The organism is Kaistella treverensis, from assembly GCF_900114045.1.
GTDB lineage: Bacteria > Bacteroidota > Bacteroidia > Flavobacteriales > Weeksellaceae > Kaistella > Kaistella treverensis.
The window spans coordinates 80,303-104,970 of record NZ_FORQ01000001.1 but is presented as its reverse complement, the minus strand read 5'-3'; the positions used below and the strand labels follow the sequence as shown (position 1 = coordinate 104,970).

General features: G+C 39.3%; 22 protein-coding genes. 14 read left to right on the top strand and 8 right to left on the bottom strand.

Going from position 1 to position 24,668, the window contains the following annotated elements; all coding sequences use genetic code 11:
* The first annotated feature begins 84 nt into the window (after positions 1-84).
* The 5 genes from BMZ55_RS00540 (at position 85) to BMZ55_RS00520 (ending at position 3,690) form a co-directional block, all read left to right on the top strand.
* Complete coding sequence (locus tag BMZ55_RS00540) at positions 85-1,464, top strand: NADH-quinone oxidoreductase subunit N (RefSeq protein WP_089817729.1); 1,380 nt, start codon at positions 85-87, stop codon at positions 1,462-1,464.
* A 130-nt stretch (positions 1,465-1,594) separates the two neighbouring features.
* Complete coding sequence (locus BMZ55_RS00535) at positions 1,595-2,191, top strand: TetR/AcrR family transcriptional regulator (protein WP_089817727.1); 597 nt, start codon at positions 1,595-1,597, stop codon at positions 2,189-2,191.
* A gap of 14 nt (positions 2,192-2,205) precedes the next feature.
* Complete coding sequence (locus BMZ55_RS00530) at positions 2,206-2,775, top strand: ABC transporter permease (RefSeq protein WP_089817726.1); 570 nt, start codon at positions 2,206-2,208, stop codon at positions 2,773-2,775.
* 52 nt (positions 2,776-2,827) lie between these two features.
* A complete protein-coding gene (locus BMZ55_RS00525) occupies positions 2,828-3,199 on the top strand; it encodes a hypothetical protein (protein WP_089817724.1) in 372 nt (123 codons plus the stop codon).
* Positions 3,196-3,690 carry a hypothetical protein gene (locus BMZ55_RS00520; protein WP_089817722.1) on the top strand — a complete coding sequence of 165 codons (495 nt, stop codon included), beginning with the start codon at positions 3,196-3,198 and terminating at the stop codon, positions 3,688-3,690. The genes BMZ55_RS00525 and BMZ55_RS00520 overlap by 4 nt, the downstream gene beginning before the upstream one ends.
* 63 nt (positions 3,691-3,753) lie before the next feature.
* Here BMZ55_RS00520 and mazG read toward each other — a convergent pair whose 3' ends face one another.
* The 4 genes from mazG to ruvX form a co-directional block, all read right to left on the bottom strand.
* Entirely contained in the window at positions 3,754-4,521 is a 768-nt protein-coding gene (mazG, locus tag BMZ55_RS00515; RefSeq protein WP_089817720.1) for a nucleoside triphosphate pyrophosphohydrolase, read from the bottom strand.
* Positions 4,522-4,635: 114 nt separating this feature from the next.
* A complete protein-coding gene (locus tag BMZ55_RS00510; RefSeq protein ID WP_089817718.1) occupies positions 4,636-5,196 on the bottom strand; it encodes a DUF5606 family protein in 561 nt (186 codons plus the stop codon).
* Between the two features lie 45 nt (positions 5,197-5,241).
* Entirely contained in the window at positions 5,242-5,814 is a 573-nt protein-coding gene (gene def, locus BMZ55_RS00505) for a peptide deformylase (protein WP_089817716.1), read from the bottom strand.
* Positions 5,811-6,227, bottom strand: a complete 417-nt coding sequence (gene ruvX, locus BMZ55_RS00500) for a Holliday junction resolvase RuvX (RefSeq protein WP_039346050.1) — start codon at positions 6,225-6,227, stop codon at positions 5,811-5,813. Before ruvX ends, def begins: the two co-directional genes overlap by 4 nt.
* Before the next feature lie 182 nt (positions 6,228-6,409).
* Here ruvX and BMZ55_RS00495 point away from each other — a divergent pair, with 182 nt between their 5' ends.
* A complete protein-coding gene (locus tag BMZ55_RS00495) occupies positions 6,410-6,886 on the top strand; it encodes a SixA phosphatase family protein (protein ID WP_089817713.1) in 477 nt (158 codons plus the stop codon).
* 55 nt (positions 6,887-6,941) lie between these two features.
* Here the strand turns inward: BMZ55_RS00495 and BMZ55_RS00490 are convergent, their stop codons facing one another.
* Entirely contained in the window at positions 6,942-8,492 is a 1,551-nt protein-coding gene (locus tag BMZ55_RS00490; protein ID WP_089819329.1) for a serine hydrolase, read from the bottom strand.
* A 187-nt stretch (positions 8,493-8,679) separates the two neighbouring features.
* On the opposite strand from BMZ55_RS00490, the gene pyrF reads away from it, so the two are divergent.
* From pyrF to BMZ55_RS00465, 5 genes are all read left to right on the top strand, one after another.
* Positions 8,680-10,038: an orotidine-5'-phosphate decarboxylase gene (pyrF, locus tag BMZ55_RS00485; RefSeq protein ID WP_089817712.1), complete on the top strand. Its 1,359-nt coding sequence runs from the start codon at positions 8,680-8,682 to the stop codon at positions 10,036-10,038.
* Positions 10,039-10,126: 88 nt separating this feature from the next.
* The gene (locus tag BMZ55_RS00480; protein ID WP_089817710.1) at positions 10,127-11,047 is read left to right on the top strand and encodes an AEC family transporter; all 921 of its coding nucleotides are present in this window, start codon (positions 10,127-10,129) and stop codon (positions 11,045-11,047) included.
* A 72-nt stretch (positions 11,048-11,119) separates the two neighbouring features.
* A complete protein-coding gene (locus BMZ55_RS00475; protein WP_089817708.1) occupies positions 11,120-11,824 on the top strand; it encodes a DsbA family oxidoreductase in 705 nt (234 codons plus the stop codon).
* A 120-nt stretch (positions 11,825-11,944) separates the two neighbouring features.
* On the top strand, positions 11,945-12,448 hold the full coding sequence (locus BMZ55_RS00470) for a GreA/GreB family elongation factor (protein ID WP_089817706.1): 504 nt from the start codon (positions 11,945-11,947) through the stop codon (positions 12,446-12,448).
* Positions 12,449-12,600: 152 nt separating this feature from the next.
* Positions 12,601-15,417, top strand: a complete 2,817-nt coding sequence (locus BMZ55_RS00465; protein WP_089817704.1) for an aminopeptidase — start codon at positions 12,601-12,603, stop codon at positions 15,415-15,417.
* A gap of 48 nt (positions 15,418-15,465) precedes the next feature.
* On the opposite strand, the gene BMZ55_RS00460 is transcribed toward BMZ55_RS00465, so the two are convergent.
* Positions 15,466-16,251, bottom strand: coding sequence for a T9SS type A sorting domain-containing protein (locus BMZ55_RS00460; protein ID WP_089817703.1), 786 nt, complete (start codon positions 16,249-16,251; stop codon positions 15,466-15,468).
* A 274-nt stretch (positions 16,252-16,525) separates the two neighbouring features.
* Here BMZ55_RS00460 and BMZ55_RS00455 point away from each other — a divergent pair, with 274 nt between their 5' ends.
* Complete coding sequence (locus tag BMZ55_RS00455) at positions 16,526-19,711, top strand: hypothetical protein (protein ID WP_089819327.1); 3,186 nt, start codon at positions 16,526-16,528, stop codon at positions 19,709-19,711.
* Between the two features lie 20 nt (positions 19,712-19,731).
* Here the strand turns inward: BMZ55_RS00455 and BMZ55_RS00450 are convergent, their stop codons facing one another.
* Complete coding sequence (locus BMZ55_RS00450) at positions 19,732-20,928, bottom strand: exo-beta-N-acetylmuramidase NamZ family protein (protein ID WP_089817702.1); 1,197 nt, start codon at positions 20,926-20,928, stop codon at positions 19,732-19,734.
* Between the two features lie 4 nt (positions 20,929-20,932).
* Between BMZ55_RS00450 and BMZ55_RS00445 the strand changes: the two genes are divergently transcribed.
* Complete coding sequence (locus BMZ55_RS00445) at positions 20,933-22,162, top strand: ABC transporter permease (RefSeq protein ID WP_089817700.1); 1,230 nt, start codon at positions 20,933-20,935, stop codon at positions 22,160-22,162.
* 73 nt (positions 22,163-22,235) lie between these two features.
* Positions 22,236-23,216 (top strand): PLP-dependent cysteine synthase family protein, encoded by a 981-nt coding sequence (locus BMZ55_RS00440; protein ID WP_089817698.1) that lies wholly within the window; start codon positions 22,236-22,238, stop codon positions 23,214-23,216.
* Between the two features lie 144 nt (positions 23,217-23,360).
* Here BMZ55_RS00440 and BMZ55_RS00435 read toward each other — a convergent pair whose 3' ends face one another.
* Entirely contained in the window at positions 23,361-24,668 is a 1,308-nt protein-coding gene (locus BMZ55_RS00435) for a glycosyltransferase family protein (RefSeq protein ID WP_089817696.1), read from the bottom strand.

The following is a 24,668-nucleotide window of genomic DNA, read 5'->3' as shown; positions in this document are numbered from 1 at the left end:
AAATAACTAATCAAGAAATTAAGAGATGGAGATACCGGATGAAAATCCAGATTCTCAAATCTATAAATCTCAAATCTAAATTAAATGAGCGTTTTAATCATTATTTTCCTTACCGCCTTAGTTGCGCTTTTTACAGGTGTTTTTCAACAGGGAAAATTTTCACGTTATATCAGTATTCTGGGGCTGATGGTTGCTTTTTACGTCAGTTTCCTGCCGGAATTAGCTTTCTTTTCGCAGTACCAAAATATGTATGAATTCGGTGCAAACGCCGCCTTATTCACCAAAATTACCATCGTAATTACCATTTTACTGTTTTTTATCGCCGGTTTTGCCTTCAGCAATCACCGCAGTCACCAGTCAGAATTATATGCTTTAATGCTGTTCTCGCTTTGTGGCGGTGTTATTTTGTTCGGTTATCAGAATTTAGTGACTTTATTCCTGGGAATTGAAATTCTTTCCATTCCACTTTATGTCCTTGCTGGGAGCAACAAAACCGATTTACGTTCCAACGAAGCTTCAATTAAATACTTCCTGATGGGAGCTTTCGCAACCGGATTCCTTCTTTTCGGCGTTGCTTTAATTTACGGAAGTACCGGAAGTTTTGATTTGTACACCATCCACGCGTTCGCAGTTAAAAATCCGAAAGATTTGATGTTCATTTTAGGAGCAGTTTTAATGTTAGTCGCTTTGGCGTTTAAGGTTTCTCTGGCGCCTTTCCACATGTGGAGTCCAGATGTTTACCAGGGTTCGCCTTCTTTGATTACCGCATTCATGATGTCCGTGGTAAAAATATCGGCCTTTTTTGCCTTTTTTAAATTGATGACCATCGGTTTCTTAGGAATTACCGGAGAATGGATCAACGTCATCGGCGTTTTAATAATCATCACTTTATTCCTTGCGAACGTGATGGGTCTTGCGCAAAGCAACGCAAAAAGAATGCTGGCCTACTCTTCCGTTTCGCACGTTGGTTATCTTTCGCTCATTTTCTACGGAATGAACAGCTTATCGAGCTACAACCTTGCATTTTACTTATTCGCTTATTCATTAGCAACAGTTGGTGTCATGATGTGTTTGATCTGGGTTGAAAAACTGAAACGCGAAACTTCATACAACGCTTTTCGAGGTTTAGCACACACCGAACCGATTTTAGCGGTTACAGCGACAGTTTCTTTGTTGTCAATGGCCGGAATTCCATTAACCGCAGGTTTTATGGGAAAATTTGCAATCTTCGCACAGGCAATCGACACAACTCCGTTTTTGGTTTTAATCGCGGTTTTAGGATCAGCAATTTCAATTGCTTATTACCTTCGTTTAATTATGTCGATGTTCTTCCCGAAAGAAAGCAGCTTTAAAACTTCGGAAAAAGTGTCGTTAACTTACAATATCGTAGCGGTTTTCGTAGTTGTAGCGCTTGTAGCGATGGGCGTTTTCCCGGATTTATTTGCTAAACAGTTTGGCTTATAAAAGTTATTTTTAAAGTATTGAAACGCACTTCTTGGGATTTGCGTTTTTTTTAATCATTTTATTAATCATTTGATTAATTCATTTGCTTAAATCAAAAAATTAGTTGTAATTTTACTTGAGAATTTAAAAAATGACTCAGGAAGAAGTTTCAACCGAAGACAAAATTTTACTCGCCGCTTCAAAAGTTTTTACAGAAAAAGGTTTTTCGGGTGCGCGCACGCGCGACATTGCCGATGAGGCCGGAATTAATCTGGCACTGCTGAATTATTATTTTCGAACCAAAGAAAAACTTTTTGAACAAGTGATGAAAGTAAAAATTTTCCTGCTTTTCGGGCAAATAATTCCAATTGTGACGAACGAAAAAACTACACTCGAAGAGAAAATAGATTTAGCAAGTGTAAAATATTTCGAAATTTTAAGCAAAAATCCGAACCTGCCGCTTTTTGTTTTAAGCGAAATTCAGAAAAAAACTTCGGATGTTAAATCTATTCTACCATTTGAAAAAGTGTTGAATAATTCTTTCCTATTAAAACAGATTAAAGAAAGACGACCGGACTTAAATCCGTTTCACTTTCTGCTGAATTTTTTAAGCCTTACCGTTTTTCCGTTTGTCGGAAAACCAATTTTGCAGTCTTTCGATATTATGAACGATGCTGAATTTCACCAATTTGTAGAAGAAAGAAAAACGTTCGTTCCGGTGTGGATTAAGATGATGCTGAACAATTAGCAAATCGGAAAAATTTGCCTATAAAAGGTCGAATTTTTTGCACAAATATTTTTTCGGCTTTAAACATTGTTCAGGAAAAAGAAACCGGCACCATCGAACAGATTAATGTTTCACCGATAAAAAAACGAGATTTCATTTTAGGAAAACTCATTCCGTTCTGGATTTTAGCAATGTTTGCTTTCACGCTCGGACTTTTGGTGACAATTTTCTTCTACAAAATTAAAACGCAAGGCAGTTATTTGCTGCTTTACGGCTTTATTTCGGTTTATCTCATCACGATTCTCGGTGGCGGTTTATTGGTTTCAGTTTACAGCGAAACACAGCAGCAGGCGATGTTTATGATATTTTTTTTCATGATGATTTTCGTGTTGATGAGCGGACTTTTCACCCCGATTGAAAGCATGGAAAACTGGGCAAAATTCATCGCTTATGCTAATCCGGTCACTTACGGCGTGGAAGGTGTGCGTTTGATCATGCTGAAGAACAGCGGTTTTAAAGATTTGCTGTCGCATTTTGGTTTTATTTCCGGACTTGGAATCATGGTAATTTCCTGGGCTGTAATCCGTTACCGAAAAACAAATTGATGTGAATAAACTTGAAAAATACATTTAATATGACTAACTTTAAAAGACCATCATGAAACGCACTTTACTTTTAATTTTCTTAATTGTTTTCGGCGGTGTTACGCTGTTCATGAGCAGTTCCGTGCTTTTCGACTGGTTTGGAATCCGCGAAAAAAAAGGAAATTTTGTACCAATTATCGTCTGGGCAAATTTTGTCTGCGGCGTGCTCTACTTTGTGGCAGCTATTGGGATTTTAAAAACAAAAAAATGGGCAAAAGACCCGTTAATTTCTGCCTTAATCATTCTCGTAATCGCTTTTATATTTCTCTTTCTCCACATCAATAATGGCGGAGTTTACGAAACCAAAACCGTCGGTGCCATGACTTTCCGAATTGCAGTTACGGCGCTTCTAATTTTTACAACTCATAAAATTTTAATAAAATGAAAAAAGCAATTTTATCAGCACTTTTTGCGCTGTCCATCGTGATTTCCTGCGAGAAAAAAGCAGAAACAGTAACCGATGAAAATGCGGTGTCGAACACAGAGCAAACTTCACACGACGAACATTCCGCTGCAACGGAGGAAAAATCTGATGATCACGACGCTTCAGCAGAACTGACGCTTGACAACGGAAAAAAATGGGCGGTAAACGAAGAAATGAAACCGTACGTCGCTGAAATGGAAGACGCGCTGGTACAGTACAAACCTGAAAATGGTGATTATAAAATGCTTGCCACCAATATAATTGCCGCAAACGACAATTTGGTTAAAAGCTGCACCATGACAGGAAAATCGCACGACGTTCTGCATGTTTGGTTAACGGATCATATTCAGGATTTAAAGAAGCTGCAAAATGCGCCGAACCGCGACGAAGCCAATGAAACTGTAAAAGAACTGAAAGAATCAATGGACGAATACCACGAGTATTTTAACTAAAATAGCGACATAGCAAAAGGTGGAAATGCTATTAATCAATAAACCTTTGGTATTGCCGAAGGTTTATTCGTTTTTCTTGGCTTCTTCCCAAAGTTCGTCCATTTTATTCAGCGGTAAATCGGCTAAATTTTGCTTTTTGTCTAAAGCTATATTTTCCATTTTCTGAAACCGATTGATGAATTTATTATTGGTGCGCTCCAATGCAGAATCCGGATTAAGTCCTAAAATTCGCGCGTAATTTACAAGCGAGAAAAAAATATCGCCTAATTCCTGCTCTTTTTTGTCAAATTCCGTTTCGGCGTGAAATTCAGCTAATTCTTCCTCGACTTTTTTCCAGGCGTCTTCAGCATTCGCAAATTCAAAACCAATTCCTTTCACCTTATCCTGAATTCTGTACGCTTTAATTAAGCTCGGCGTACCTTTCGTCACCCCGGAAAGCACGGATTTATTACCTTCTTTAAGCTTTAGTTTTTCCCAATTTTGCTTTACTTCATCTTCATTCTGAACCTGTACGTCGCCATAAATATGCGGATGACGAAAAATGAGTTTTTCGTTTAATGAATTAATGACATCAGCAATATCAAAACTATTTTTTTCAGATCCGATTTTCGCGTAAAAAACCAAATGCAGCAAAACGTCGCCTAATTCTTTTTTGATTTCCGGTAAATCTTCGGTCAGCAAAGCGTCGGAAAGTTCATAAACTTCTTCTAAAGTCAAATGCCGTAAACTTTGCAATGTCTGCTTTTGATCCCACGGACATTTTTCGCGCAAATCGTCCATAATATCCAACAATCTGCCGAAAGCTTCTAGTTTTTCTTCTCTGGAATTCATTTTTTTGAGTTTTAGGTATGGAAGATGAAGTATGGATTACAAATTTAATCTTGCCAAATTAAATAAAAAACCTTGTCAGGTTTTGACAAGGTAAATTTCATTTAAAACAGAAGTTTATCCCATTTTTCGGTGTGTACTTTTCGGCGCTGATTTCGCTGATGTCGTTGCAGCTTTCACTTTCGGTGTCGTAGTTTTTTCCTTTTTTGGTGCCGCTTTTTTAGCTTCTGTTTTTTCGGTTTTTACCTCATTTTCAGCAGGAGTTTCTTCTGCAGTTTCCGCTTTTACGAAACTTTCAGGCGTAATGTAACCAGCTTTATGCAGGATATTATACCACTGTGCCAGCTTTTTCATATCAGAAACATACACTCTTTCGGTATCGTAATTCGGCAAAGATTTAGACATTAACTCCTTCAATTCCGCTTCCGAAGATTTGTGAGAAATGGTTTCTTTATAATCTTCATTTTTAGCCAAATTTTCGAAAACATCGAACAACGGAACTTCATTATCGAAAGTAAACATCGCGATATTGTCCAACAAGCTTACCTGTGAAGAATTAGAAATACTGGCTTTTTTCTTGGTAATTACGTCTTCTACGATAAAGCCGCTTTTCAACTGAGAAATAAGCTTATAAAGTCCTGGTTTTCCGGAAATTGAAATTATTTTTTCTAACTGCATATGTTTATTTTTTTGATTTTTAAATTCTGTTTTTTTGCTGAATATTTACTTAGGAAAACGCATTTTATAATTCACCGCCACGTCGCCCTGCGAAATTTTCACCAGTTTTCCTTTCACTAATTTTTTCTTCAGTGCGCTTAAGTGATCGGTAAATAAAATTCCGTCTATGTGGTCGTATTCATGCTGAATAACTCGCGCGCGCATGTCTGAAAAAGTGTCGGTATGTTTAACGAAATTTTCGTCGAAATATTCGATTTTTATGGTTTCTTTCCGTTTTACATCTTCGCGAACGTCGGGAATTGAAAGACAACCTTCATTGAATTTCCATTCTTCACCGGTTTCTTCCAAAATTTTTGCATTGATGAAAACTTTGCGGAAATCCTTTAATTCCTCGGCAATATCGGCATAATCTTCATCTTCTGCCAAAGGCGAAACGTCCACAACAAAAAGCCGGATATCCAAACCTACCTGAGGCGCCGCCAAACCAATGCCGCTGGCGCTTTGCATGGTTTCAAACATATTGTCGATCAGCGTATTCAGTTCCGGATAATCGGGCGAAATATCGTGACACATTTTTCGTAAAACGGCATCGCCAAAGGCTCTTATCGGTAAAATCATCTCTGTTTCTGTTCTAAAAAATTCTGCAATATTATGGTCGCGCTTACTTTGTCAATCAACCCTTTTTCCTCTCTTTTTTTCTTTGTTTTTCCACTTTGTGAAATTGCAAAAGACGCCATTTTTGAAGTAAAACGCTCATCAAACCTCGAAACTTCAATGGTGGGAAATTCGTTTCTAAACTTTTCGATGAATTTTAAAATTTCCTTTTCAACTTCATTTAGATTTCCTTTCAGATCCGTCGGAAGTCCCACCACAATTTGCTCTACCCGATTCAGGGAAAAATAATTTTTCAAAAAAGAAAATATTTCTTTCGTGGGAACGGTTTGCAGGCCGCTTGCAATAATTTGCATATCGTCTGTTGCAGCTAAACCACAGCGCGCTTTCCCGTAATCAATGGCTAAAATTTGTGACATCAGCTGCAAATTTACAAATATTTGACTGTGTTCACAAAATTTAAAAAATACCGGCTTAAAACGCCGAATTTTAATGTTTTAGCATTTTGTTTAATTAAATGTTTCACTTTTTAATTTAAAAAAAAATGGCTGATTTGTTTTCAATTTTTAATTAATTTTATTGTTTTAAAAAACATTAAGGAATGAAAAAATTAATACTTGTTCGTCATGCTAAAAGCGACTGGCCGGAAAACACCGATGATTTTGACCGGCCTTTGTCGGAAAAAGGTGAAAAAAATGCCGCTAAAATGGCAAAATTCCTGAAAGAAAATAATATAGAAATCGATAAATTTTACTCAAGTCCAGCGCTCCGCGCCTTTAAAACCTGTGAAATTTTCAATAAAGAATATCAGCTGGAGGTGGAAACCATGCAGAAACTCTACAACGCCTCCGAAACAAATTTTGAATCACTTATTACAGATTTGCCCGATGAATTAGATTCGGTCGCGATGTTTTCGCACAACAACGGTATTTCCAATTTTGCGAACAGCATGGCCCACGACGTTTTTATGTTTCCCACGTGTGGTGTTGCAGGTTTCGAGATCGACGGCGATTCCTGGTCGGATTTCCACAGCGCTGAAAAGAAGCCCATTTTCTTCTACGAACCTTCGAAAATTTAAATAAAAAACCTCATCAGATTGATGAGGTTTTTTTGGCTGCTTTTTGGTATATTTTTTAGTTTTTCTTTACCAAGTCCAAATCTTCAAAATCAAAACTGAAATCAGTTACGTCAGAAATTGGTTTTAATTTCATTCCGGTTGCTTTTCCGTTTTCATCCAAATCGAAATTTACAAAAGCATCAGCATCGTAACTTCTGTCGTCCCATTTTACAATCATCACGTTCGGTGAATACGGCAAAAGTTCACCTTTTAAGCGCGGAGAATTTTTGCTTGCAAAACGCAGGTTTTTTCCGTATTGGGAAATGGTAACGTCGCCAAACCACAGATCGTTGTAAGTTCCGGTAATCTGATTATTTTTAATCTGGCAGTTTTTATCTCTTTTAAAGCTTTCAGATTTCGCAAAAATCTCTTTTTTATCTTTAGCATAATCGGCATTTACTTTCGCCATTCTGTCGCCATAAGTTTTCAGCCAGTCTTTTTCCGGCATTCCTAAATACGAATCTTTGATGGTATTGGTAATTGTGCTGAAAGCCGCACCACTCTGCTGATTGGTGAGAACCACAATTCCCAGTTTCATATCCGGAATTAAGGTAAATTGTGTCACCGTACCAATCAAACCGCCGGTGTGATACACCTGCTTATGACCTTTAACATCGGTTAAGAACCAACCTAAACCGTAACCGCCGAAGTTGCTGTCGTACGGGTTTTTCAGCGCCACAGGCGTAGAAATCTGTAAATTCCATAATTGCTGAATTTGCTTATCCGAAACCAGTTTTTTACCATCTTTTGTGGTGAAGCCATTCATTAAAAATTCTGCCCAGGTCGTCATATCTTTCACATTGCTGATGATTCCGCCTGCTGCATTTGCAGTTTCATTCCAGTCGTGCGGCACTGCAACAGCTTTTCCGTCAACCGGCGCGTGTGCTTCGATAATGTTGGAAACATTCGCTGCTTTTGCGCGGTTGTAACTTCCGAAACTTGAGGTCATACCGACAGGTTTCAAAATTCTCTGCTCAATAAATTCCGCCCAGGAAAGTCCGCTTACGCGGTGAATAACTTCTCCCGCAACGATAAACATGATATTGTTATAATCCAAAGTCGTACGGAACGGATTTTCCGGCTTCAGATATCTCACGTTGTGAATAATATCGTTGACGCTTAAATTGCCGCCTTCCGGGAAAAACATCAAATCGCCCTGACCTAAACCTAAGCCGGCGCGGTGCGTGATTAAATCTTTAATGGTTACGTTTTGCGTAACGTATGGATCGTACATCTGAAATTCAGGAATGTATTTGGTCACTTTATCATCGAAATTCAGTTTTCCTTCATCCGCTAACAAGGCGAGCGCCGTCGCGGTAAAACCTTTACTGTTAGAAGCAATTCCGACCAAAGTTTCATCAGTCATTTTCTGTTTTGAGGTTAAAGATCTCACACCAAAACCTTTGGAGTAAATAACTTTTCCATCTTTCACCACACCTACAGAAATCCCCGGAACATCAAAGGTTTTTAAGGTATTTTGAATAAGTTCATCAAGCTTTTTTTCCTCCACCTGCGCGAAGACGAAAAAAGAAATCAGAAATAAAAAAAGAGAAAATTTTGCTTTCATAGCGGGATATTTTTGTTTGAAGGTTGTAATCGACATCAATTTTCTTCCAGAAAAATCCGCCGTTAAAAGCGGCTTTTTTTGAAGTTTTCCAAAGATAGAAAATTTATAAATGCTGAAAGCGGCGTGGCACGGAAATCTCTGTTGGTTTTTCTTTTAAAATATTAACTTTGTGCAACAACTAAAATACATGGAAACTAAGAAAGAATTTTTTCTGGAGTGTTACAAGCTCGGCATCATTAAATTTGGGAAATTTACCCTGAAATCTGGTATTGAAAGTCCTTTTTATGTGGATTTGCGTCCGCTTGCTTCGGATCCTAAAATCCTGAAATCACTTGCCAATTATCTTTTGGATATGCTTCCGCTGGATAATTTCGATGTGATTTGTGGTGTTCCATACGCAGCTTTACCCATGGCGACAGCAATGTCTTTGGAAAGCTATATTCCGTTGATTATCAAAAGAAAGGAAGCCAAACAGCACGGTACCAAAAAATTGATTGAAGGAATTTTTACTAAAGGTCAAAACTGTTTGTTGGTGGAAGATGTCATCACATCCGGGGCTTCTTTGCTGGAAACGATTCCAGAAATTGAAAACGAAGGAATTACCGTTTCTGATATCATTGTTGTGCTGGACCGTCAGCAGGGCGGTAAAGAACTTTTAGAGAGCAAAGGTTACCGCGTGCACACGCTTTTCACCATTTCTGAAGTATGCAAAATGTTGCGCGCAGAAGGTCATATTGATGAAGACGAAGTTTTACGTATTAATGATTTCCTGACCGGAAATAAAGTAAAATTCGAGGAAGAAAAAAGGCTTTCTTATGAGCAGAAATTAGAGATTTGTGAACATTCGGTGGCGCAAAAAATATTGCAGATTTCACTCGAAAAAAAATCAAATCTTATTGTTTCTGCAGATGTTACCACGACGCAGGAATTGCTGGAACTTGCGGAAAAAGTAGGTCCGCATATCGTTGCTTTGAAAACGCACATTGACATTATCCTGGATTTTGATGCTGATGAAACAATATTAAAACTGAAAGACATCGCGACAAAACACAATTTCCTTTTGATGGAAGACCGTAAGTTTGCGGACATCGGAAATACGCAGGAACTGCAGTTTGCCTACGGAACTTTTAAAATCTCGAACTGGGCAGACTTGGTTACGGCACAGGTAATCGCAGGTTACGATTCGCTAGACTGTTTCCGAAATGTTGGTGTGGTTGCGATTTTAGGAATGTCCTCGAAAGGAACTCTTACTGACCGAAATTATCAGGACGAAGCCACGAAAATTGCCGTTGCGCACCCGAATGTTTTTGGCGGTGTTTCGCAACGACAAATCCCGAATGAACTTTTGCTTTTCACGCCGGGAATTAACATCAACACCAGCGGCGATGGCAAAGGTCAGCAGTACAACACGCCGGAACACGCATTCCGCAATCTGAAAACCGATTTTATCATCGTGGGACGCGGCGTTTACAAAGCTGATGATGCGGAAATGGCGGCTTTACATTATAAAATCGCCGGCTGGAAAGCCTACCGGGAGTCGCTGTAAAATCTAAAAAAAACACCCAATTAAGGCTGAAAATTTAAAAAAGTTCAGCCTTTCTTCATTTTAAAAAACAGCTTAAAAAGTTTACAACTTGGCTAATTTAATTTTACTTTTTCTGTGTCTTTTGCTCGGAATTTTTCTTCGGAAGTTTAAAATTTTCCCGGAAAACGGTCATGTCGCGCTAAATTCTTTTGTTGTAAACATTTCGCTCTCCGCCCTGTCGCTTTATTATATCCCGAAAATTGTGCTCAATTATCAGGTAATTTTTCCGGTTTTGGTGCCGTGGTTGAACATTTTGCTGGCGCTATTGTTTTTCAGCATTCTCGGTAAAAAACTCGGTTGGTCTAAATCCTTAATCGGTGCTTTAATTTTATGCGCGGGTTTCAGCAACACTTCTTTTGTGGGAATTCCTGTTATTCAGGCGCTTTACGGCGAAAGCGGAATAAAAACCGTGATGTTGGTGGATCAGCCGGGTTCGTTTGTTGCGCTTTCAACGCTCGGTATTACAATAGCAAATGTGTATTCCGGCGGAAAAAGTTCAGCTTTCGAAATCATACAGAAAATTCTGAAATTTCCACCATTTATTGCTTTTTCAGTTGCTGTTGCTTTAAATATTTTCAATGTAGAAATTCCGGGTGAAATTGATGAAGTTTTTGCAAAATTGGGCGCGACTACTGTTCCGCTGGCGTTGGTTTCAGTTGGAAGTCAGCTGCAATGGCAGAAATTTAATAACGAAGCAAAACCGCTTTTTTTCGGGCTTTTATTTAAACTTCTACTTTTTCCGGCGTTTATTTTCATTTTATATTTTTTAATTCTAAAACAGCGCGGCGACATCATCGAAATTTCATTTCTGGAATCTGCAATGGGCCCGATGGTTACCGCAGCAATTATCGCGGCAGCGCACCGTCTGGAACCAAAACTGTGTAATCTCATGCTTGGAATCGGTATTCCGCTTTCGTTTGTGACCTTAGCTTTCTGGTATTTCGTGCTGCAACTTTCGGGATTTAATTAAAAGCGTTCTTACCTTAGGTCAAATTACGTTGCTTTTCATATTCTTATCTTTGTGTAGTTAAATACAAAAGTTATGAAAGTAGATATTTGGAGTGACATTAGATGTCCTTTTTGTTACGTTGGTAAAAAGAATTTCGAAAACGCTTTGGAAAATTTTCCGAACAAAAAAAATATTGAAGTTACTTGGCACAGTTTTCAACTCGATCCGAACCTGAAAACACAGCCTGAAAAAAGTTCGCTTGATTATTTTTCTGAAGCCAAAGGTGTTTCCAAAGCCCGCGCGAAAGAAATGCATGCTCACGTTTCCAATGCCGGAAAAGATGCTGGAATACAGTTCAATTTCGATGATCAGAAAGTTGCGAATTCTTACCGCGCGCACCTATTGGTGAAACTTGCAGAAAGCAAAGGTTTAGCAAACGAAGCTGAAGAAGCGCTTTTTAAAGCACAATTGGTAGAAGGAAAAAACATTGATGACGACGCTACTTTAATTGAAATCGGTAAATCTTTGTCTTTTACGGAAGATGAAATTAAAGCCGCACTTTCTTCAGATGAATTTGGCCACGCGGTGGCGCAGGACATGATGCAGGCGCGCCAAATGGGAATCAGCGGCGTGCCGTTTTTCGTTATTAATGACAAATACGGTGTTTCCGGCGCGCAGCCAACACCGGTTTTTGCTGAGGTTTTAGAAAAATCGTGGCAGGAATTCGCCGAAGGCGACAACGGTTTGAAAATCATTCACGAAGGTGAAAGTTGTGACACCGATGGAAATTGCGATTGATTGTAAATAAAATTAATAGAACATAAGCGCCTGAAAAATTTCAGGCGCTTATTTTTTCGGCGTTATTTAGCCGTTTTTTTTGGAAAGGAAGTTGCATTCATTTCGCGGAAAATAATTACCATGAGCCGAGGTTTTGTAAAAGAAGATGATCAGGAAGAAGTTCCTTTAGTTCCGCCCAGAGCGGATTTGCCTGCCGGAACCGAAAATTTCGTCACCGAAAACGGAATGAAGGAGCTTTTAGCAGAAAAGGAAAATCTGCTCGCCGAGCAGGAAAAATTAGACGCGTCGCAGGAGAAAGAATACCGCATTGCCTTCAACCATATCAACGCAAAACTACAGCTGCTGAACGAAAGAATCGCATCAGCGAAAATCATCGATCCTAAAAAATTACCGCAGGACGAGGTGCATTTTGGCGCGGTGGTCACTTTTAAAAATTCCGCAAACAATTCAAAACAGACTTTTCAGATCGTTGGTGTTGATGAAGCCAATGTTTCCAAAGGTAAAATTTCTTTTACCACACCTTTAGCTAAAGCTTTGATGCTTAAGAAAGTCGGTGAAAAAGCCACCCTGAAATTAGCAGACAGAGAAAATATTTTCGAAATTTTAGAAATAAAATACATTTAGGCGCCGAAATTGCGTTTAGAATTTCGCTTTTTTATTTTTGAAGTAAAGTCTTTTTCAAAACGAAAAAAAACACTCATTTTGAGGCAAATTTTTGAAATCAAAAGCACGGTCACTTTAAAAAAAACATCGTTATATTTGACGCACTTTTGAAAATGAAAAGATATTTCTTTGCTTCTTTTTTCCTGATTTTTTTTACTGAAGTCTTCGCGCAGCAGGACAGCATTTCTATTGCTGCCACAGTTTCCGCAGATCAAAAAGAAATGTACGTGGAGCAAACTTTGGTGTATTATAATACCACTGATGTTCCGCAGGATAAAATAAAACTCCTGAACTGGAGCGCCGCTTATAAAAACCGCGACACGCCGCTGCTGAAACGCACGATGGAAGACCGAAAAAATGACCTTTATTTTGCCCAAAAATCTGAACTGGCTTCGGTTGAAAACCTCAAAATTAATATCGACGGAAATTCGCTGGAACATAATTCGCGACAGGAAAATATTTTTATTGCTTTAGACCAAACTTTACAGCCCGGCGAAAGCAAAAAACTGAATTTAAATTATAAAATCAACCTTCCAAATTCCCAGTTTACAGGTTATGGCACACTGTACGACGACACGCATTTCAAATATTTTTTCTTAGTTCCCGACGGTTTCGAAGATGAAAACCAAACGCCGAAATATTACCGCGGCATCGAAGAAAACCAAAGTCCCGGAAATTACTGGAAAGTGCATTTTAATTTGCCCGCGGAGGTGAACGTAAAAAGCAATTTAACGCAGGAAGACGCCACAACTTTTAGCGGAAATCTGCCCGTGGACCCGGAGTTTTTTCTGACCAAAAGCCCAACCGATTTGCTGATGACGGAAGTCGACGGGCAAAATATTACCGTTCAACTCGGCTATACCTTGCCGGAAAATGAAAAAAAGGCGCTGGAATTTTTCCTGCCTTTGCACCTTAAATTCATTAAAAATAAAATCGGTTTTTTGCCGGATAAACTTTTCATCAGCGAAAAATTCCGCCAGGATGAAAATTTTGTCGGTATAGATGACATTAATTTTTGGAAATTTAATTTTCAGCTGTTCACCGATTACGAAAAGACCGACCTCGCCTATTTCAGCGTCATTTCAAAAGCCGTAATGCTGAATGCAGCAAAATTTGAAAAAAATGATGATCACTGGCTGAGCAACGGTTTGAAAACTTACCTTGAAATCCAGTATTTACAACAATATTACAAGGACAGAAAACTACTTGGCGACTTGCCGGAAAATGCAAAAATTCTGGGCATTAAGCCGTTAAAATTTTTCCACGCATCCGAACTGAAACTTACTGAAAGATACGGACTTGCGTACCAATATATGGTGACGCAAAATCTGGATCAGAAAATTGGTGAAGAATTTGCGAACCTGAGCAACTTCAATGCGACAGCCATCAGCCATTTCGAAACCGGAAGTCTATTTTCTTTTCTGGCGGAAAAAATGGGTCACGAACACTTTGCTCAGTTTTTACAGAACTATTTGGCAGAAAACAGAGGAAAACACGTGGACAAGCAGGTTTTTCTGGATAAACTTACTTTAGCTTCGGGTTATTCTGCGGACTTTCTGGATGAATTCATCAAACATAAAAACCGTGTAAATTTCCGCTTAAAAAGGTACCGTAAAATTGGTGAAGATTTTCAGGTTAAAATTTCGAAAAACACGGTAATGACCATTCCGTTTAAAATAGAAACCGAAGAAAAATCGGGCACCAGCAAGACTTTTTGGTTTGATACTGACGATACAAGGAAAACCGTTCAGTACAATATTCCGCAGTCTAATGCTGAAAAAATCATTATTAACGACGATTATATTTTTCCCGAAAAAAACTTTCGCGACAATTATCTTTACACCAAAGGCGTTTTCGCAAATACCAAGAAAATTAAATTAAAACTGCTGAAAGACATTCCGAATCCGGAATTCAATGAAATATATATTACTCCGCGATTGAACTTTAACGCGTACGACAAAGTTCTGTTTGGTATAAATGTAAAAAATACCTCGTTATTTCCCCGAAAATTTGCGTATTCCTTTACACCATATTTCAGCTCGGGCACGGGTCAGTTGGCGGGTTCCAGCAGCGTTGGTTACTCGTTTCAGCCTGCAGAAGCGTTTTACCGAAGTTTAGATTTGGGAGTGTACGCCTCGCATTTTCATTATGACTATGATTTAACTTACCGGAAATTAGCGGCCTTTGCGAACCTGAATTTTGCGAGAGATCCGCGAGCGGAAATCCGAAGAGATGCCGCGTTTTCTTACACGTATCTCGAAAAAGATTTAGATCCGAATAAATCGAATGACACCGAATATTCTAAATATAATTTATGGAACGTTGGATACGCTTTTTCGGACCGTAGTCTTATTAACGAAAAGTATTTCAGCACCGGTGTGCAGTGGATGGAAGATTTTCAGAAAATCACCACCGAAGTTTCCTACCGGTACGAATATGCAAAAGACAAAAAGATAAGTCTGCGCTTTTTCGGTGGAGTTTTTCTGTCGAACAATACCAAAAACAGCCTTTTTGATTACGGAATTTCGCGTGTTTCAAACTACGCGTTTTCTTACGGTTTGCTCGGGCAAAGTGCTACAACCGGTGTTTTGGCGCAGCAACTCATCATCGCGGAAGGCGGATTTAAATCTTATATTGGCACAACAGCAAACCAGTGGATTACAACGGTAAATTCCGATACACACGTGTGGCGCTGGTTTAATGTTTATGCGGACGCGGGCGTTTATAAAAACAAGTTTGAAAGCGCGAAATTCATTTGGGATTCAGGAATAAAATTGAAGGTTATCCCGGATTTTCTTGAGGTTTATTTCCCAATCCAAAGTTCGCTTGGTTTTGAACCGGCTTTTAAAGATTACGGCAAAAGAATCCGTTTTACACTCAGCCTGAATATTTCAGCAATCACGAGTTATCTGCGTCGCGGCTGGTTTTAAACAAAAAAAGCGGCTCCCGGAGAACCGCTTTAGTTTGAGCTAAAGAATTTAGTTTTTAACAGCTTTTCTGCTCACTTTCGCAGTTCCGTTATCTACCGTTACAATATACATCCCTTTTTTCAATGATGAAGTATTGATTGCATCACCACTGTTAACACGTGTTGAGCTTACCAATCTTCCCTCAGCAGTGTAAATATTTACGGTTGCTTTTGATGGAAGAAACACGGTGAGTGCATTGCCAAGATCGGTGTTCATTTTAATTTGCTTGTCAAAAGCAGAAATATCAGAAACCGCTAAATCTTTTTTGTTCATCACCGAAAAATCGTCGACCATAAAATTTGTAGCTCCTGCATAGACACGAAATGCCACATCCAAGTTGGTGGCATTAGGACCTGCAATCATCTCAGCGGTATATTTTGTCCACGTTGTTGCTTCCGGTAAATATCCGTTGTTACTTCTGAAAGCATCCTCTTCAGCTTTACTTGTGGTATAAACTGTACCACCATTTGTATCTTTATAAACACTCCAAAGTCTTGCTCTTGAATCCGTACCATTTCCGGTTCCTTTATACCAGAAAGAAATTACGTATGTTTCACCTGCGGTTACCGCCACATTTTGGTAAAAGCCGGTGGTAGCACTTACCGTTGCGTAACCTGCAGATTGAGCTCCGCTGTGAGCATCTGTCGTGATAATTGCCGGTGCTGTGTAGGAACTTGTGGGACCTGCGGCCCACGGTGACAGACCTGTTTCAAAACCAGGATTTGACAGAAGCTCTTGAGAAAACGCAGTTGCTGTGATAGCAACCACACTTAAAAAAGTAAAGATTTTTTTCATAAGTCAAATAATTTAAGGTTAATATTTACAACCCGAATTTAAGAAATTTTCCGGAATTATATTTTCTTTGAACAAAATTTAACGTTCACAGCATCAATAATTTTAATTTTCATAAAACTTGCAAAATATTTACAGAATTAGCAAAGCATTATCTTTTTGGTGAGTGCTGAACCGTTTACAATTTTAGCCGCAGTTTTTCGTTATTTTTACACTTTGTTTGCGCACTTTGATTAAAAAATTACTTGCTTTTTCCGCCTTTTTTTTCGCTTTTTACCTGCTGAATGCGCAAATTTTTTCGTGGGCCAATCCCAATATTCCGAAGGATTCTTTAAAAAAAGACTCCATTTTGGCGGCAAAAATTAACAAAGATATTTTCTCAAAAGATACTTTAGATTTCATCCGTTTGCCGAGTAAAACCATTGTTGATGAAGGCGTAATCGTAAAAAACGCCAAATCACAAGCGCTGGGCGAGCTCAATTCGAAAGGCTCAATAATTCGCGGAATAACTTTCGGCAATAATCAGGGACAAAGCGTGCAAAGTTCCATGGATCTTCAGATTTCCGGCAGACTTTCACCGGACGTCACAATTTTAGCATCGATTTCAGACCACAATTTGCCGGTTCAGGCAGATGGTTACACGCAAACTTTGGAAGAATTCGACAAAGTTTATATGCAGCTGAACATCAAAGAAAATTCAATTTTACGCGCCGGACATTTAGATTTGGTCGATGATCAGACTTTTTTTGGTCGCTACCAAAGGCGGAGCATGGGTTTGCAGTTCGAAACGTCATTTGGAAAGGAAAATAAAACCTTTGTGGAATCTTCTGCGGGCGTGGAGCGAAGCGAATTTCATCGCGTACGTTTTGAAGGAATTGAAGGAAACCAGGGTCCGTATCGCTTGAACGGCAAAAACGGCGAGCAGTTCATCACCATTATTTCCGGCTCGGAGCAGGTTTTTATTGACGGAATTTTGATGAAGCGAGGTGAAAGTCTGGATTATGTCATCAATTACAACACGGGCGAAATTACGTTTACCAGTTTTCGGCCGATCTTGCGCCAGAATTTTATCACGATTTCCTATAATTACACGAACCGGAATTACACGCGTTTTCTGGTTACCGGCGGCGTTCAGCATCAGCGTGAAAAACTGAAAATTGGCTTAAACTGGTTTCTGGAAAATGATAATAAAAATGCGCCCTTAGCTTTAAATTTATCCAAAGAAGATGAAAAAATTCTCGCAAATGCCGGCAATAATCCAGAATTTATGTACGCTCCTTCCGGAACGGTTTCCGAATACGATGTTAATAAAATCCTGTATGCTTTAAGACAGAATTCTACCGGCAATTATTATGAATTTTCTACAGATGAAGCGCAGACTTTATATCAGGTTTCGTTCACCAGTTTTGGCGATAATAACGGTGATTACCGCATAAAGCAAACCACGAATAACGGTCGCGTGTTCGAATACGTGGGGCCGCAAAACGGAAATTACCGCGCGGTTCGGAAGTTGCCTGCGCCACAAAAATCTCAGGTTTTTTCTACCAATGCAGAATTTCTTCTGAACGATGGGAAAGTTGGCGCAGATTTTTCGCTGAGCAATTTTGACGTTAATCTTTTCTCAAGCAAAAATTCGGAAAAAAACCTCGGTTTTGCCGGCAGAATTTTTGGTTTTAAAACTTTCACAAAAAATACATGGAAAGGAAAGCCGAGTTTTGAATATCAGCACATCAGCTCGCAGTTTCATATTCTGGACCGCATCAATGATGTGGAATTCTCGCGCGATTTCAACTTAGCGCAGGAATTCAACCAGATCACACAAAACAGACTGATTTTCAGTTTTTTAAACCAATGGAAAAACAACTCTTTTCTAAATTACCAACTAAATTATCTAAAGGAAAAAAATTCTTACCAAGGCGTAAAAAACGATTTGGATTTCGGTTTTTTGAAAAAAAACATTAAAACAACAGGTAAAATTTCTTACCTCGACACGAAATCTGTATTTCAGGACACCCAATTTCTACGCGGCGGCGCCGAAACAGAATATCTCGGTAAGAAAGGGAGCTGGACTTTAGGCGCCGGAATGGAGCACAATTTGAAAAAATTTAATCAAACTGAGTTGCTGGATGTTACGAGTTTTCGCTGGAAGGAAATTTTTCTACAAAAGAAAATTGGCGATTCCGCGCGACTGAAACTTTTAAGCAAAATTTACCTTCGCGATAATGATTCCGTGCGTGATAACCGTTTGGAAAACAGCAACCGAATCTTAGGTTTTCTCGCAGAAAGTCAGCTCATTAAAAATGAAAATTCCACACTGACGGCGCTTGTTCAATATCGGAAATTTTTCAATCAGCAAAAAAATTACAATAGCCAAAATAACCAAGATTTTGTGCTTGGAAACCTCACTTATCAGCAACAGCTGTTCAATAATGGCATGCGTTTGCAGGCTTTTTACGAACTGGGAAATGGCCAGGAAGCGCAGCGCGAATTTCAGTACATTAAAGTGACCGACGCACAGGGAATTTACAAATGGACAGATTATAATGGCGATGGAATTCAGCAACTTGATGAGTTTGAAATCGCGGAATATGCTGATTTGGCGCAGTATATCCGCGTTTACACGAACACCGTAAATTTTGTTCCGTCGAATAAAAATAAATTACAGCTCGCGCTTTTTGTGAATCCCGCGGTGGTTTTCAATTCGGAAAATCAGTTTCTGAAACGCTGGAATTTCAACATTTCATTAAACTCGCAAAACTCTTATCTGAAAAGAGAAAAAGTTGTGGTTTTCAATCCGTTTGAAAATAATGAAAATCAAATCTTGAAAAATCAGAATATTTTAGCTTCGGTGCAGTTTAATCAAACCGAAAAATCAGGCTGGAACGGAAATTACCGTTTCATCGACAATAACAATTTAATTAACGCAAATTTCAGCAATGAAGAGCGCAGCCAGACTTCGCATTTCGCAAATATTGGGCATTTCTTCGGGGAAAATTTCCGGTTAGAATGGGAAAATTCTTTACAACAAATCCACAACTCATCCGAACTTTTTTCGACCAGAAATTACCAGCTTCAAAATTTAGAAAGCAGACCGAAAGCAATTTATAAATTTACCGATGCAATTCAGGCTGAAATGTCTTCCGCTTTCCGTCAGAAAAAACGTCTTGACGGCCCGGAATTTTTGAAAACTTTTGATATAACCGGCGGTTTGCAGTGGGAAAGACGGAAAACTTCGGTGCGAGGAAATTTTTCTTTTATCGATAACGATTTCACCGGAAATAATTTTTCAATCGTTGGAAATCAAATGCTCGACGGTTTAAAACCCGGAAAAAACCAGGTTTGGTCGCTGTTTTTACAACAGGCAGTGAATTCATTTATCCAGTTGAACGTAAATTATGAAGGACGAAACTCCGGTGAAAGAACCATTCACATCGGTTCCATGCAGGTGAAAGCCAGCTTTTAGATTTGTGAAAAATTCGCCGCTTAATCAGCATAAATTACATATTTAGCCCTGATTTTCTGAAAAGCATCAAGGTCGATTTTCCAGCTTTCTTTAATTTCCGCCGAGGTTTTTCCGGCGATAATTTGCTTTCTAAGCTGATCTGTTCCGGCAAGTTTATCGAAAAAAAGATTTTTCAGAAAGAAGTCCTGCTGCGGATTTTTGTAGTTTTTATAAGATTCGAGAAGCCAATCCAAATTGATCATCCGCAAATCTGTATTAGTTTCCGAAAGATTTCTGCCGTAGCATAATTTACCGTTCATGAAAGGATCTTTTGCGCCAGCAGAAGGTTTTGGGCTAAATGTAAAAGGGAAATTTTTGGTCCATGGAGAGCCGAAAATCTGAAAAGGCAAATTGGTGCCGCGACCTACGGAAACTTGCGTGCCTTCGAAAAAGCATAAACTTGGATAAATATTTATTGCGCGGGAATTCGGCAAATTTGGTGAAGGTTGCGCGGAAATTTCGTAGCGCTGCTTTTTGTGGTAACGCTGCATTGGGATCAGTGTGTATTTCGCCTGAATGCCTTTTGAAAGCCACTTTTCACCGTTTACCATTTTACCATATTCACCAATTGTTAAACCGTAGACCACGGGAATTGGATGCATGCCGACAAAACTTTGCCACTGTGGTTTTAAAACCGGGCCGTCAATATAGCCGTCATGCGGATTTGGCCGATCCAGAACCATAACTTCCACGTTATTTTCCGCGGCGGCTTCCATCACCAAAGTTAAAGTTGAAATGTAGGTGTAAAAGCGAACGCCTACGTCCTGAATGTCAAAAACAATGATGTCAAGACCTTTCACCTGCGCCGCAGTTGGTTTTTTATTGCTACCGTACAGTGAAATTATCGGAATTCCGGTTTTAACGTCAACGCCATTTTTTACATGTTCTCCAGCATCAGCATCGCCTCGGAAACCGTGTTCGGGCGCAAAAATTGACTGTATTTTGACCGAATTTTTTACCAAAAAATCTACGAGAAAAGTGCCGTCGCTTAAAAGTCCGGTTTGATTGGTGACCAACGCCACGGTTTTATTTTTAAGCAAAGGCAGGTATAATTCGGGCCGGTCGGCGCCGGTTTTAAAGCAGTTTTTATCAATGTTTTGCGCAAAACCCATCTGGCAAAAACCAAAATAAATTAGCATAGTCAGAAGTAAATCTTTAATTTTGGTCTTTAAAATCATTTGCTTGAAATTTCCGTTATATTTCTCTAAAAAAATTGCTTTTTCCAAAGATAACAAAAATAATCTCTCACGGGTTATTGTCTTTATTGGTCGTCTTTCTGTGGCACTTGGCGTGATTGTTTCGCTCATTACCGTGTCAACAGGACTGGGTTCAAAAAAAGCGATTAAAGAAAGGATGGCAGATTTTTCCGGGCATATTTCCATAAAATCCAAGCAGTCTAATAATTCTTATAATTCCTCGGTTTTAAGCACCGAAGGTTTACAGGTCCCGAAAATCAAAGGTTTACCAGATGTCGCCGCAACGCAAAAATATGTAGCAGCGAGTGGAATTTTCCGCAACGAACACAATTTTGCCGGAATTATTTTTAAAGGTGTCGGTAAAGATTTTGACAGTGCGCGGTTTCGCAAATTTCTGGTTGCCGGACATACGCCAAAAATCACCGAAAAAGGTTTTAATAACGGAATTTGTATTTCTGCAAAAATTGCAAACGACCTGCATCTGAATGTAAAAGACAGCATTATCGCTATTTTTTCAAAAGAAAACCAAAGTCCACTTTACCGGAAATTTGAAGTGGTCGGAATTTATAAAACTGATATCAAGCAAATCGATGATATTTTCGTGATTGGCGGCATTAACCATGCGCGGAAAATTCAGGGAATGACTCAGAGGGAAGTCGGCGGAATAGATGTTTTTTTGAAAGACATCAACGACATCGACCAGGACGCACCGAAGATTGACAAACTTGTCGGTTATAAAAACTATACGGTAAAAGCCACTGAAGAATATCCGCAAATCATGGATTTCATTGCTATTTTTGATATGAACATTGCTTTAATCATTATCATTATGCTCATTGTGGTCATTATCAATATCATTATGGTGCTTCTCATTTTAATTATCGAACGCACGAACTCCATCGGAATGCTGAAAACTTTGGGGGCGACAAACGGACAAATACGTACGATTTTCATTAATTACACTTTGCTTATCATGGTTCCGGGACTTTTGATCGGGAATATTATTGGAATTGGCTTTTTACTGATTCAGAAATATTTCCACGTAATTACTTTGAACCCGGAAAATTATTACTTAAGCGTGGTTCCGGTGGAACTCAACATTTTTTACATCCTCATGATTTCCGCCGGCATTCTTGTAGTTTCCGGTATTTCACTGGTTTTACCGAGTTATCTCATCAGCAAAATATCGCCGGTAAAAGCCATTAAATACAATTAAAATTTTAAGTTATATCTTTGCAAACCCGTAATTATAGCTGTTATAATTACGGAATTAATACGCAAAAAACCATATGAAATACGCAGAAAATATATTAGAAACGATAGGAAATACCCCGCTTGTAAAACTTAACAAAGTGCTAGGCGACGACTTCCCGGCGCTGGTTTTGGCGAAAGTTGAAACCTTTAATCCCGGAAATTCTGTAAAGGACAGAATGGCGCTTAAAATGATTGAAGACGCGGAAAAAGACGGACGCCTAAAACCAGGTGGAACGATCATCGAAGGAACTTCCGGAAATACCGGAATGGGTCTGGCTTTAGCAGCGATCGTAAAAGGTTACAAATGTATTTTCGTGACCAATTCCAAACAGTCCAAAGAAAAAAATGATATTTTAAAAGCCGTTGGCGCCGAGGTTATTGTTTGTCCAACCGACGTCACGCCGGAAGATCCACGCTCCTACTACAGCGTTTCAAAACGTCTCGGCGAAGAAACCGAAAACGGTTGGTACGTAAACCAATATGATAATTTATCAAACCGCGTGGCGCATTACGAAACTACTGCGCCGGAAATTTGGGAACAAACAGAAGGAAAACTGACACATTTCGTTGCGGGTGCCGGAACAGGCGGTACGGTAACGGGCTGTGGACAGTTTTTCAAGGAAAAAAATCCGGACATCAAAATCATTGGAATTGATACTTACGGTTCCATTTTGAAAGAATATCACGAAACCGGCGAATTTCACCCGGAAAAAGCGCATTCTTACGTAACAGAGGGAATTGGCGAAGACATTATTCCGCTTAATTATGACATGTCGGTTATTGATCATTTTGAAAAAGTAACCGATAAAGACGGTGCGGTTTTCGCAAGAAAACTGGCCAAAGAAGAAGGTATTTTCTGCGGATATTCCGCGGGTAGCGCAATTGCGGCTTTGTTGCAGATGAAAGACCAGTTTACTAAAGACGATGTAGTGGTGGTTTTACTGCACGATCACGGTTCGCGTTACGTCGGGAAAATCTACAACGACGAGTGGATGAAAGAAATGGGCTGGTTATAATATTTGGCGTGCCTACACAAAAAAAGAGCAAAATTTCATTTTGCTCTTTTTTTTGTTCCGGTCGGTCTTCGGCTCCCAATCTTTGTTCCTTGGCGCGGCGGCTTCACCGCCGCGCCACGGAACAAAGGATTTCCGCCTACGCCCTCACGCGGACGTTTTTTCCAAAATTTCGCTCAGTTGTTGGGTTAAATTTTTCCGGGCAAACTGACCAATATTTTGCGTTTTAGCCACAGCATTTCCGCTTTGCCATTCATTGAATTTTTCAAGCAGAAAACTTTTCAAGCGCGCAGTTTCTTCGTAAGCGAAATGTTCACCGGCATTCGTTTCCAGCAGAATTTTTTTCACATCGCTGTCTTTCGGGCCAAAGGACAGAATCTGGTTTCCCGTCGCCAGATATTCGAAAATTTTTCCCGGAATTATGCCTTTCGACTGCTCATCCGGAAAATTGGTGATCAGCAGCAAATCTGAATTCTGCATTTCCTCATTCGCGGCGCCGTGCGAGAGATAACCCAGATTTTTAACCAAATTTTTGAGGTTAAAAGCCGCAATTTTTTCTAAAACTTTCGCATCAATTCTACCTGCAAAACGAAGTTCAAAATTTTGCTTGAATTCTTCATTTTCGTTGGTCAATTCCCCCAAAACTTTCCATAAAATCTCTGGATTTCGAAGTTGCTCCAAAACTCCGATATAACTTAAAGTAAATTTGGGATTTTTTGCCTTTTTAACCGTTAATTTTTCCTCCAAATCTCTGTCAAAACCATTGGTAATGCAGAAGGCATTCGCACCATTTTTCCGGAAATTTTCAGCATCAGAAAAGCTGGTGGCTAAAGTAATGTCGGCAGTTTTAAAAACCTGCCTTTCCAGATCGCGGTGCTTGTCGTCGGCGCTTTTGCTTAATTTTAAATGTTTGTAATAGGAAATTTCCGTCCAGGGATCGCGAAAATCAGCAAGCCATTTTAAAGCCGGAAATTCTTTCTTCAGTTCCAAACCAATTAAATGCATAGAATGTGGCGGACCGGTGGTTACAAATGCATCAAAATGATTATCCTGAAGATATTTTTTTAGAAATTTTGCCGACGGTTTCACCCAGAATTTCCGCGCATCCGGAATGAAAAAATTACCGCGAACCCAGATGGAAAGTTTGGATTTCCAAGATTGGTTATTGCCGACATCAAACTGGCCTGCTTTAAACTTTTTATTGTCTTTCCCGAAAAATTCTGCAATTTGGTACGGCTCCCAGATTTTGGTTTTGATGATTTCAAGATCTTTTGAAACTTCGTTCCCCAAAGATTGATCAACAATTGGGTAACTCGGGTTTTCCGGAATAAAAACGGTGGGTTTCCAACCGAATTCCGGTAAATATTTCACGAATTTCAACCAACGCTGCACGCCAGGCCCACCTGCGGGCGGCCAGTAGTAAGTGATGATTAATATTTTTCTTGGTGAATCCAT